Genomic DNA, 10,921 nt, shown 5'->3' on the forward strand with positions numbered 1-10,921 from the left:
CATCGGCGCAGCGAACTGCTCATCAAGCCAAGCCTGATAGCCCACCGCCATCAAGTGATCAACCTCGGCCTGTGTCGGCCCAAAAGTCGCTTGTGTCAAAAACCGGGTGGCCTGTTGCCGCGTGATGGGCGTGCTTGCCGCCGATCCATTGCCTTGCACAAGCAGTTCATTTTTCGTGGCCTGTTGGGCCAACTCGGCCGGTGGCGCGCTGACCGTGCAGCCATCGCAGATACCGCCGCCGCCACATGCCGCCATGCACCAGGTCGCGACAGCAACCAATGCAGTACTCCGCGCACTGGCCAAAATCGGTAAGCACCACTTCTTCCACATGCTCAATATCATCAAAACTCGTTCACCGTTTCCCAACAACAACAATCATCAGGGCAAGCCTTGCGGTGAAGAAAGGAGAAATAGCACAGCTGGCGAGGCTATTACGCATGCTTACGCTGACGTTCACGTCGTCATGGCGTCATAACCAGTGGCCAAAATGATGCCGCATGAAGCTTGTGTTTTTCTGCCATCCGTCGTTCATGCGCTCGCAAAGCATGCCGCGCTTTGCACGCATGATTGGCGGCGCGATGCAGGCCAAAGGTTACGAGGTCGCTTACTGGGCGCCTCAGGCCTGGGTTCACGCACTGTTCGACAACACACGGCTTGCCAAATGGGCAGGCTATGTGGATCAGTACCTGGTCTTTCCGCTCCAGGTCAAAGCGCGCCTGCTGCGCCACCAACAAGGCACGTTGTTTGTTTTTTGCGACCAGGCGCTGGGGCCATGGGTGCCGTTGGTCAAGCACCTGCCGCATGTGGTCCATGCCCATGACTTGCTGGCGCTGCGCTCGGCACTGGGGCAGATCCCTCAAAACCCGACATCCAGCACAGGCCGGCTGTATCAGCGCTACATCCGTCGCGGCTTCCGTCAGGCCCAGCATTTCATTTCGGTGTCCAAGCGCACGCAAAGCGATCTGGTGGAGCATGGGCAAGTACAAGCCCAGACATCGTGCGTGGTCTACAACGGCCTGAACTACCCCTACAAGCCAGTACCCCGGGCCAAGGCATTTCAGAAGCTGAGCATGGCGGGCCTGCCGGCGACTGAAGACAGCATGATCCTGCACGTGGGCGGAGGCCAGTGGTACAAAAATACCGCCGGTGTCATCCACTTGTATGCCCGGTACGCCGCGCGCCATGACAAGCCACTGCCGCTGTGGATGATCAGCCCCCACCCCTCTAACCCTGAAGTGCTGGCCGCCTTGAAACAGGTGCCTGCGCAAGGCTGCGTTTTGTTTTACCAAGGCATTGACAACGCGGCCTTGGAAGCGGCTTATTCGGTCGCTCGGGCATTCTTGTTCCCCAGCCTGGCCGAGGGCTTTGGCTGGCCCATCGTCGAGGCTCAAGCCTGCGGCTGCCCAGTCATCACCACCGACGATTCACCCATGAACGAGATCGCCGGCCCCTTGGCCAAGTACCTGCCCATGCTCAAACCAGGTGATGACATGAGCGAGTGGGCTGAGCAAGGCGCTGATGTGCTTGAAGCGGTGCTTCAGGTGGATGGCAGCGAACAGCTTGCGCAACGGCAAAGCCGGATTGCCTGGGCCGGGCAGTTCACCACGCACAAGGCCATCGAAGGCTATCTGTCGATTTACCAATCGGTGTTTGCGCTGGAGTCTTGAGGTGACAAAGGGCCGCAATCACTTGCTGGATTTGATGCGAGGCATCGCCGCCGTGCTGGTTTGTGCAGGGCACCTGCGCAATGCCACCATGGTGGACCTTGGCTCTGCCAAATCGCCAGGCCTGGCTGACACTGTGCTGTATGCCTTGACCAGTCTGGGCCACCAGTCCGTCATGGTGTTCTTTGTTTTGAGCGGCTATCTGGTGGGGGGTTCCGTGTTGACAGCAGGCCCGCGCTTCAGCTGGCGCAACTATGCACAAGCGCGATTGAGCAGACTGTGGACGGTGCTGCTGCCTTGCCTGGCCCTGACTTGGGCCATAGATCAAACCATTGTCAACCTGGCGCCGCAAGTACTTTCAGGCGCCTATGCAGCGCTTTGGCATTCGGCCCCGCAGCCCAATCACTACGACGCCTCGCTGAGCACTTTGTTGGGCAACCTGGTTTTCTTGCAGACCATCAAGGTTCCAGTTTTTGGCAGCAACGGTCCGTTGTGGAGCCTGGCCAACGAGTTCTGGTACTACGTTCTGTTTCCATTGATGTTGATGGCGTTCGCGGGCCGAAAGACTGGCACCACCGTGCTTCAACGCGGGGCTGCTGCAGTGCTGATGATGGGCCTTGGCCTCCTGTTGCCTGCCGAGCTTCTCTGCGGCTATGCCATCTGGCTCATGGGTGTGGTCGCATTTGTGATACCCCGCATGCACACACCCACTTTCGGCCAATCAACAAACCCAGATCGCTGGTTGCAACCAGCGATGGCGACCTTGGCATTCTTGGCCGCCCTTGGATTTTCAAAGTGGGCAACCCCGAAATCTTGGCCTTTGCCATGGGGAGACTTCGTGCTGGGCACAGGGGTCGCCTACTTTGTTTACCACTGCGCACCTCTGGCGTCAGCAAGGCCATGGCCTCGGTGGATGCGGTCCGCAGTTGAGCGCTTGTCAGACATGTCTTTCTCGCTGTACTTATCGCATTTTCCTTTGGTCATGCTGATCGGAACCACCGCATACCTTGATGAACGCCTGCAGCCATCTCTGGCGGCTTGGACGGTCATGCTGGGTTGGTTGGCAGCGCTGCTTCTGGCTGGGCATGTGGTGTGGTGGCTGTGCGAACGACACACGTCCACCGTCCGAAGAATGATGGCGTGGCCCATGTCTGCGCAACGCGGCATTCGGCACCCCCCGAGTTCATGAAGGTGACAACTTGAAACGTCACCATTCATTCAGAACTCGGCGCGCATAGCGGTACAGCGCAACGAGTCGAGCGGTCTCCAACACCGACAGATGCACCCGTGATCCGAATGGATCATGCGGCGGTTTTTTCACGCTTGTTGGAGTCACAAGAACAGTCAGCGCTGAAAGAACATCCGTGAAGATTCTCATTTACAGCGCCAATTTCGCCCCCGAGCCCACGGGCATTGGCAAGTACTCTGGCGAGATGGCCGAGTGGCTGGTGTCAGAAGGGCATGAGGTTCGCGTGGTGGCCGCACCGCCTTACTACCCCGACTGGAAAATCGCCGATGGCTATGCATGGCCACCCTATCGCCAAGAGATCTGGAAAGGCGCCCGCGTGTGGCGCGCCCCGCTGTGGGTGCCCGCCAAGCCGAGCGGCCTCAAGCGCATCCTGCATCTGCTGACCTTCGCGGCTTCATCCTTGCCCGTGATGCTGCGGCAGGTGTTCTGGCGTCCGGACGTGGTGTTGACCGTGGCGCCCGCCTTTGTGTGCGCACCCACCGGTTGGCTGACCGCGCGCTTGTCAGGTGCTCAGGCCTGGCTGCATGTGCAGGACTTCGAGATCGATGTGGCTTTCAAGATGGGGCTGATGGAAGGCCGAGGCGCTCGCCAGGCCTTGCTGTGGCTGGAGCGCCGCATGCTCAGGCGCTTCGATGTGGTGTCATCGATCTCGATGCGCATGGTGGATCGCTTGCGCAACAAGGGTGTCGACCGCGAATGCATTCGGCATTTTCCCAATTGGGTTGATGTGGACAAGGTGCGCCCGCTGGGCCATGTGAGTGCCTACCGCGAAGAGCTGGGCATTTCGCAAAGTGCCACGGTGGTGTTGTTCTCGGGCACGCTGGGCAGCAAGCAAGGTTTGATGATGATCCCGGAGGCCGCCAAGCGGCTGGCCCACCGCTCGGATGTCGAGTTCGTGATCTGTGGCGATGGGGTGATGAAGCCTCAGCTGGAAGCCGCCTGTGCAGCGCTGGGCAACGTGCGGCTGTTGCCGCTGCAACCCGTTGAGCGCCTGGGCGAGTTACTGGGCTTGGCTGACATCCATTTGCTGCCCCAATGCCCTGAGGCTGAAGACCTGGTGCTGCCCTCCAAGCTGTCGGGCATGTTGTCTAGTGGCCGCCCCGTGGTGGCCACCTGCCGTGAAGGCACGGAGATGGCCCACGTGGTGTCGCGTTGCGGCATCGTGGTTCCTCCGGATGACCACCCAGCGTTGGCCGACGCCATCGAGTCATTGGCCAATCAACCCGCTGCTCGCCACGAGCTGGGTTTGCTGGCACGGCGGTTCGCAGAAGACCACCTGGCTCAGAAGTCCGTTCTGGGCAAGTGGATCCAGCAGCTCGACGAGTTGCTGGCACCGGAACCCATCACCATCGACTCTTAAAACTTTCAGAGGAAACCATGCGCACCATCCGACACCTCACGGCCATCACCATGGCCATCGCAGCCATGAGTGGCCATGCCTTCGCCGGGTCTTACCCGGCGGGGCATGCCGCCATGTCCGTGCAGATCACCGACACCGGGGGCTTCAACTGGAACCTGGACCTGACGCCCTTCTCCAGCTACGACGCCAGCACGGGCAACTTCGGCTTGAACCTCAGCAGCGTTCAAACGCCAGTGAGCGATTCTGTTGGCGAATGGAAAACAGGGACCGCCCGGGTCTTTGACACGAACACCGACACGCATGTGAACGTCGCCGGTATTTCATGGCACAGCTGGGCCACGGTCAACGGCACCATGGGCTCGGGTGCGGCTGACCCGAGCAATCCGTGGCGCACCAGCGTGACCTTTGCGGCACTGGGCAACATCGATCCCTACATGTCCTATGGCTTCTTCGCCAAGAACAACACCAGCACGACGCAAAGCTACACGGTCAGCTATGGTGAGTCCATCGCCCCGACCATCAATGGCGACTACACCTTGCACGCCGACATCTCTGGCAGCGTGACCAATCCTTCCGGGACGGGTTCTGTCAGCGTTTCGCAAGTGCCTGGTTTCACCAAGCTTCAAGCGGTTCGCTTGTCCAGCGACGGTGGCTCGACCTTTGTCAACGGTGGCGTTAATGTGGGCAACGCCTACACATCCGGCTCGGTTGGCAGCCAGCCTTACGGCAACGACAGCGCCGACACCACTGGCACGGGCAACTACAACTACTGGGACTTCAAGACCCAATTCACCTTGTCGGCCAAGGACACCATTGCGTTGACGGGTTACACCGAAATCACCGCGGTGCCTGAGCCGGCTTCGTGGATGCTGCCGGTGTTGGGCTTGGCTGGTTTTGGGGTGATGCGCCGGCATGGCCGCAAGCAATCTGTTTGATTGGCTTGTGCTCTAAGAAAAAGGCCGCTGGATCAGCGGCCTTTTTTCATGGCTTCACAGTGGCGGCATCCAGCTTGCTGCGGTACTCGGCGGCCTGGTTCTCCAGGGTCACACGGGCTGTCTGGAAAAAAGGTTCTTTCGCGGCGAGAACGTCAGCAACGCCCTTGCCTTCATAGCGCGTCAGTAGATCTTTTCCAAGATTGGCCAACGCGGCATTGTCGTTGCGGCACGCATCGTTCTTCAGGGCAAGCGCGTCATGCCTGGTTTGCAACCCGCTCAAAGCAAGAGACGTGGACTGAGCCTTGCCTGTCTGCAGCGTGGCCTCGGTTTTGGACTCTTCAAGCTGCTTTTGCAAGGAAGCTACTTGTTCGGTCAAGGCGGTGCTCTCTTGTTTGAGTGACGCCACCTCAGCCGTCAAACCGCTGAGCTTGCGGGCTGAAGCACCGACCGACGCCTTTTGGCTATTGGACTCTGACTGAACCGATTTCAGGGTCTGCTCCAACGCCGATTTTTCTTGCGCGGCTTTGGATTGGGCTTCTTCCAGCGCAGATTTCTCTTGCTGGACTTGGCGCATCTGCAGCTTCAGGCGTTTGACCTGTTCCTGATCGCGGTCGGTGGATTGGGCCATGACCGTCGATGCGCAGGCCATGGCGCAAACAAGGGCCAACAGCGCCCGCGCGCCGGTGTGGGGCAGAAGAGACTTAGAAGCGAACATTGAGGTCCACCTGCAGGCTGTTGACTTTGTATTTGGCTTGGCCGAAATCGACGGTTTGGCCCCCAATGTTCACCACCGCCTGGTTCAAAGGCGTGTCGATGGTCTTGGCAGAGAGGAACCTCACACCCAGATTGGTATTGCGGTAGAGGCCATAGCTGCCGCCCAGGGTATAGCCTTGCAAGTTGGTGCCGCCCAGGCCCAGGTCGCTGTCGGTAAAGGCATCCAGCACGGCATCGGAACCCACATGGCGGTAGCTGGTGGCCAGTTGCCATTGACCTTGTTCTCGCACCTCGGCTGACCCGAAAGCCAGCTTGAAGTGGTAGCCCGTGGATTTACCGCCGGGCGACTTGTTGTCGAAGAAGGCACCTGCGCGGCGGTGAAAGCTCGCTTCGTCGAACGCCATGTTCTTGACGTACTCGCCGGAGATTAGCAGGCTGTACGGGCTGAAATGGGTCAGCTCCGCGGAGGCCGTTAAAACCAGAGGGCGGAAGGCGTAGGCCAAGCCCCAGAGGGGACTGGTGTCCACGCTGGTGGGGTTGGTCTCGAAAACCGTGTTGCCCTTCTGCCGCAAGCCTGTTGGGTACTCATACTGCCCGTATTCAGGCCCCGTAACCACCACAGCCTGATTGCTGCTGTTGGTCCCCAGGACATAGCTTTGGTCGACCTTCCCCTCGAGGTTGTTGTAGCTGTAGTAAGCCAGCCCCAGCTTGACCTTGGTGCGTGCGGCCACATCCCATCCCGTGCCCACCTGGGCCCCCATCAACCAACGAGATGAGCGGTTGGGTGGCGTCTGCTCACGCAGCGGAAACCACCCCAGCGTGGCGAAGGGCGAAAAGGCGCTGCCTTGCGTAACCCATCTGCCGGTGGCAGCCAGGCCGTCGAAATTCAGGTTGTCACTCCACACCATGTCGGTGCTGAACCACGGGTTCGGGATGCGTCCGGCTTGGACAGTGACCCAGTCGGCAGGATCGAGCCGGACGAAGGCGCGGTCAACGAACAGCTGGTACTTGTTAAAGTTCTGACCCAGGGTCTGATTGGTGGACACGCGGTCAGTGGCGCTGCCCGTGGCCAATCGGATACCAACACCCACTTCGTCGGCCACCCTGGCGGACACGCCCAGACGAAGGCGGATGCGTTCGCGCTCCCGGGCGTCCGATGTCGATGACGTCGGGGTCAGGCTGTTGTCGCCCTGAAGGGCAGAAGATGCGAAGTCAGGCGCGCGTGACAAACCATTTTTGTTGGTTCCTTCGGCCGCAACGTAGTCGGACGGCATGGTGTTGTCCTTGCCTGGCCGATCAGACTGATAGCGGAAGCGGAAGTCCCCATCGATCTTGATGCGGTCCACCCATGAGGGGGTGGCGTTGGGCACGCCCCAGCGCTCAGCGCGCGCCTGGGTCAGCACCTCTTCCTTGACCTCGTTGCGGATTTTCGCCTTCATGGCGTCGGACACATAAGGCACCCGCAGCACGGGCTTACCGGCGGCCGTGGTCTCCGGCTTGGGCGCATCCGGGTCCGTGGCCGTGGCGCGCGGCGCCGCCTGTTTGAGCATGCCATCGGCCACCTCGCGGGTCAGCACGCCTTTATCGACCAGGGCATCGATCAGGCCGATGGTGGTTTGGCGCAGGGCTTCCAGAGAGGCGCGCTCGTCCGCGTGGGCAAGGGTGCCCGTCATGGCCAGGCTCAGTGCCGTCAAGGTCGGCCACCATGTTTTTTTCAAGACATTCATAGATTCACTTCAAAGGGTCAACCGGTCATGCGGTTGGTGATGCGCAAACGGATGGGTTGGGGCAGGCTGGCAGGCACATCGCTCATCGGCGGGATCTGCATGAAAGCCTGGCGCAAGGCGGCGTCCACCTTCTCGTCGCCGGAAGGGGTGAGCAATTCGACTTTCTTGAACTCGCCGCTGGGCGATAACCAGACACTGATGCTGACCTTGTAGTCACCCAGCTTGATGTCGCGGTTGCGGGCCAGGGCGCCCTGCATGTGTCGCTGAAGCTGGTTTGTGAAAAACGTGAATTGAAGCGCGCCGCCACCCGCGCCGGTGCCAACATCGCCGCCCTTGTACTCCTGTGTCACGGACCCGCCGGAGAAAGCGCTCGGGGCGTCGCCCGTCGGGCCTTCCATCTTCAACTGCTGCGGCTCGGGTGGCGCCACCTGGGGCTTGGGCTGCTGCTCCTGCTGCGGTTGCGGCTTGTCCTCGCGCTTCTCGGGCTCGGGCTTTTTCTCTTCCTTGGGCGGTGGCGGCGGCGTGTCGGGCAACACGGCGATCTTCACCATCTGCTGCCTGCGCCCACCGCCACTGCCTTTGAACGATGTCACGGCCCAGACGACCAGCGCGCCGATGGCCAGGGCCACCAAGGCACCCGCCATCCATGACACCCAGGCCTTCCTGGGTTCGTCCACCGGGAAGCTCATGTCTTGGTCCATGCTCAGGTCCCGATGCGCGAGGTGATCAGGCCCATGGGCACCTCGATCTTGTTGCACAGGTCGATGACCGACACGACCTTGGCGTAATGCGCTTTCGCGTCGCCCTTGATGGCCACGCTCATCTTGGGATCGCGCGCCTTCGCCTGTTGAAGCTGCGTTTCCAGGTCGGCCAAGTTCACCGTGACACCGTTGATCAGCAGAGCGCCATCGGACAACACCTGCACCACCTTCAACTCGTGCTTTTCGGTGCTGGGCTTGTTGCTGGGCTTGGGCATGCTCACACGCAGTCCCTGCACGGATGCCGTGGTCATCAGGATGAACACCACCAGCAGCACATAGGCCAAATCCAGCATGGGCGTCACGTTGATCGTGTCGTAGGGCTTGGTTTCGTTTTGAACTTTCATGCCCGTATTCCTTACTGCACTCGCTTGGTGGCCAAACCGATCTCGGTGATGTCCAGGCGCTTGGCGATTTCCAGCACCGCCATCACCTTCTCGTATTGCGTGGCCGCGTCGGCCTTCAGAACCACTGGCAGATTCGGGTTAGCCGCCTTGTACTGGGCCAGGGTGGACTGGAGCTGCTCCATGCTGACCGGATAAGCGTCCAGGTAGACCTGCCCATCGGCCGTGATGGTGATGCCCTTGGTCTGCGGCTTGGCCAGGTTGTTGCTGGCCTGCGTGATCGGTGACTGAACCTTCACCCCCTGCACGGAGGCCGTCGTCATGATGATGAAGATGACCAGCAGCACATAGGCCAAGTCCAGCATCGGTGTGATGTTGATCTCGTCATAGGGCTGGTTGTCTTCCTTGATGTCGCCCGACATGGTGATTCCGATCAGCGGGCGCCGTAGGTTTCGGCCACCCGCGTGACGAACTCGTCGATGAAGATCTGCATGTCAGACGAGATGTTCTTAATGCGGGCGGCAAGGTAGTTGTAGCCAAACAGCGCCGGAATGGCCACCGCCAAGCCGGCCACCGTGGCGAGCAACGCTGCTGCGATGCCTGGCGCGATGGCGTTGACGTTGACATCGCCCGCAGCCGCGATGGCCGCGAAGGTGATCATCACGCCAACCACCGTGCCCAGCAGCCCCAGGAAGGGTCCGCCCGAGATCGCGATGGTCAGCAGCACGATCTGTGAATTCAGATCCTGGCCTTCGCGCACCAGGTCGGCGTCGATGGCGGCCTTGACCGCGTCGATCGATGCGCCAGACAGTGGCTTGGCTCCGGCCTTGCCCACGTCACGCTTGTTGAGCTCATGCAGTCCGGCCGCGTACAGGCGCTGCAAGGACGAGTGCGCCAGGCCTTTGGACGGCACGGTCATCACGTCGTGCGTCTCCCGGAATTTCTGTAGGAAAAGGCGGTTGTGCTTGTCAGCGCGGCCCACGAACACGGCCTTGACGTACATCACCCATGCCGACACCACGAACATGACGCCCAGGATGCCGATCACGACCCAGGCGTCAACAGTCAGGTTGCCCACCAGGATGCCGAAGTAGCCGGGCTCACCTCCGCCTTCCTTGGCCGTGTCCTCGGTCTGGGCCACGGCCACCACCAGCTTGGCATCGGCGCTTTGTGCGGCATGGGCGAACTTCACCCAATCGGCGCTGCGCACAGTGCCGGCGATCTCGATCTGGTCGACCAGGCCGCTGAGGCCCTCGCCAATCACGACATTGCCTTCGATGGCGAGGCCGGAGACGGGCAGATCAGTTTGCGCGGCTTGCCCACCGTTGACGTACAAAGTGAGCTTGCCAGCGCCCACCGTCACGGCCACATGGGCCCACGACGAGACGGGCAACTCGCCACCGGTGGCCTTGGCCGTACCCAGCGAGGCGCTCAACTTGCCGCCATCCAGGGCCAGGGCGAGAGGGCCTTGCTTGAAGAGGATGCCGGCGGCCGTGGCGGGCTTGACCCACAGGCTGATGCTGTAGGGGCCCGATGCGGCAGCCTTGAGCTTGTCGCTGGCGGGCAGGGTCAGGGGCGTCTGGCCATCCAGCTTGGCGGCCGCACCGATCAGGCCGGTGGACTCGCGGACGACAGGCGCCAAGGTCTTGATCGTGCCCGAGGCATCGACAGCAGGGCCGTCTTTCTCGGCGAAGGTCAGGGCGACGGCGGTGGCGCCGTCGAACAAGGCGGGGGTGACGGTCTCGGCGGCGGCTTTCTCGTTGCCGGCGTAAACGTAGACCAAGTTCTTGTCGGTGCCCGGCGCCACATTGGGCAACTGCACCCACACGACAGCCAGTTCATTGGCGCCATCGAAGCGTTCGACCCAGAATTTCAGGGGCGTCTTGTCATCGGCCGCCACCACGCGCAGATCCGTGCCATCGGGCTTGGCGCTCAGGAAATCGAAATTGCCCGAGTGCAGGCGCACCGGCACCACGGTGCCCGACAGGGCCTCCTTGGTTTCGATGCCCTGGGCCGTCGTGTTCAGGCTGATCTTGGCCCGGTGCTTCCAATCGCCATGCCACCAAGCTTGGGCAGAGGTCGATACCAAGCCGCAGCACAGCGCGGCACCCATCATCACAGACTTCACAGCATTCATGGGACTCGGTCCATCACTACGCAAAAGGGATAT

General features: G+C 61.0%; 10 protein-coding genes and 1 pseudogene. 4 read left to right on the forward strand and 7 right to left on the reverse strand.

The window, feature by feature from the left end:
- A pseudogene (locus H7225_RS16710) lies at nucleotides 1–366 on the reverse strand (hypothetical protein); the annotation flags it as partial.
- A gap of 131 nt (nucleotides 367–497) precedes the next feature.
- Between H7225_RS16710 and H7225_RS16715 the strand changes: the two are divergent.
- The 4 genes from H7225_RS16715 (at nucleotide 498) to H7225_RS16730 (ending at nucleotide 5,208) form a co-directional block, all read left to right on the forward strand.
- Nucleotides 498–1,667, forward strand: coding sequence for a glycosyltransferase (locus tag H7225_RS16715; protein WP_290663867.1), 1,170 nt, complete (start codon nucleotides 498–500; stop codon nucleotides 1,665–1,667).
- Nucleotides 1,668–1,701: 34 nt separating this feature from the next.
- Entirely contained in the window at nucleotides 1,702–2,853 is a 1,152-nt protein-coding gene (locus H7225_RS16720) for an acyltransferase (protein WP_366481697.1), read from the forward strand.
- Nucleotides 2,854–3,028: 175 nt separating this feature from the next.
- Complete coding sequence (locus H7225_RS16725) at nucleotides 3,029–4,273, forward strand: glycosyltransferase WbuB (RefSeq protein ID WP_290663871.1); 1,245 nt, start codon at nucleotides 3,029–3,031, stop codon at nucleotides 4,271–4,273.
- 17 nt (nucleotides 4,274–4,290) lie between these two features.
- Nucleotides 4,291–5,208: a PEP-CTERM sorting domain-containing protein gene (locus H7225_RS16730; protein ID WP_290663873.1), complete on the forward strand. Its 918-nt coding sequence runs from the start codon at nucleotides 4,291–4,293 to the stop codon at nucleotides 5,206–5,208.
- Nucleotides 5,209–5,254: 46 nt separating this feature from the next.
- Here the strand turns inward: H7225_RS16730 and H7225_RS16735 are convergent, their stop codons facing one another.
- The 6 genes from H7225_RS16735 to H7225_RS16760 all read right to left on the reverse strand — a co-directional run bounded on the left by H7225_RS16735 (nucleotide 5,255) and on the right by H7225_RS16760 (nucleotide 10,888).
- A complete protein-coding gene (locus H7225_RS16735; RefSeq protein WP_290663875.1) occupies nucleotides 5,255–5,782 on the reverse strand; it encodes a hypothetical protein in 528 nt (175 codons plus the stop codon).
- 127 nt (nucleotides 5,783–5,909) lie between these two features.
- On the reverse strand, nucleotides 5,910–7,649 hold the full coding sequence (locus H7225_RS16740; RefSeq protein WP_290663877.1) for a putative porin: 1,740 nt from the start codon (nucleotides 7,647–7,649) through the stop codon (nucleotides 5,910–5,912).
- Between the two features lie 17 nt (nucleotides 7,650–7,666).
- Nucleotides 7,667–8,350, reverse strand: a complete 684-nt coding sequence (locus tag H7225_RS16745) for a TonB C-terminal domain-containing protein (RefSeq protein WP_290663879.1) — start codon at nucleotides 8,348–8,350, stop codon at nucleotides 7,667–7,669.
- Between the two features lie 2 nt (nucleotides 8,351–8,352).
- Nucleotides 8,353–8,754: a biopolymer transporter ExbD gene (locus tag H7225_RS16750; RefSeq protein ID WP_290663881.1), complete on the reverse strand. Its 402-nt coding sequence runs from the start codon at nucleotides 8,752–8,754 to the stop codon at nucleotides 8,353–8,355.
- A gap of 11 nt (nucleotides 8,755–8,765) precedes the next feature.
- Nucleotides 8,766–9,173 (reverse strand): biopolymer transporter ExbD, encoded by a 408-nt coding sequence (locus H7225_RS16755; RefSeq protein WP_290663883.1) that lies wholly within the window; start codon nucleotides 9,171–9,173, stop codon nucleotides 8,766–8,768.
- An 11-nt stretch (nucleotides 9,174–9,184) separates the two neighbouring features.
- A complete protein-coding gene (locus H7225_RS16760; RefSeq protein WP_290663885.1) occupies nucleotides 9,185–10,888 on the reverse strand; it encodes a DUF2341 domain-containing protein in 1,704 nt (567 codons plus the stop codon).
- Nucleotides 10,889–10,921: the final 33 nt, after the last annotated feature.

The organism is Aquabacterium sp., from assembly GCF_014378415.1.
Classification (GTDB): domain Bacteria; phylum Pseudomonadota; class Gammaproteobacteria; order Burkholderiales; family Burkholderiaceae_C; genus Aquabacterium.

Coding starts and splice junctions, on each gene's coding strand:
- H7225_RS16715 (WP_290663867.1), top strand. CDS start 498: ATGAAGCTTGTGTTTTTCTGCCATCCGTCGTTCATGCGCTCGCAAAGC.
- H7225_RS16720 (WP_366481697.1), top strand. CDS start 1,702: ATGCGAGGCATCGCCGCCGTGCTGGTTTGTGCAGGGCACCTGCGCAAT.
- H7225_RS16730 (WP_290663873.1), top strand. CDS start 4,291: ATGCGCACCATCCGACACCTCACGGCCATCACCATGGCCATCGCAGCC.
- H7225_RS16755 (WP_290663883.1), bottom strand. CDS start 9,173: ATGTCGGGCGACATCAAGGAAGACAACCAGCCCTATGACGAGATCAAC.
- H7225_RS16750 (WP_290663881.1), bottom strand. CDS start 8,754: ATGAAAGTTCAAAACGAAACCAAGCCCTACGACACGATCAACGTGACG.
- H7225_RS16745 (WP_290663879.1), bottom strand. CDS start 8,350: ATGGACCAAGACATGAGCTTCCCGGTGGACGAACCCAGGAAGGCCTGG.
- H7225_RS16760 (WP_290663885.1), bottom strand. CDS start 10,888: ATGAATGCTGTGAAGTCTGTGATGATGGGTGCCGCGCTGTGCTGCGGC.
- H7225_RS16735 (WP_290663875.1), bottom strand. CDS start 5,782: ATGCGCCAAGTCCAGCAAGAGAAATCTGCGCTGGAAGAAGCCCAATCC.
- H7225_RS16740 (WP_290663877.1), bottom strand. CDS start 7,649: ATGAATGTCTTGAAAAAAACATGGTGGCCGACCTTGACGGCACTGAGC.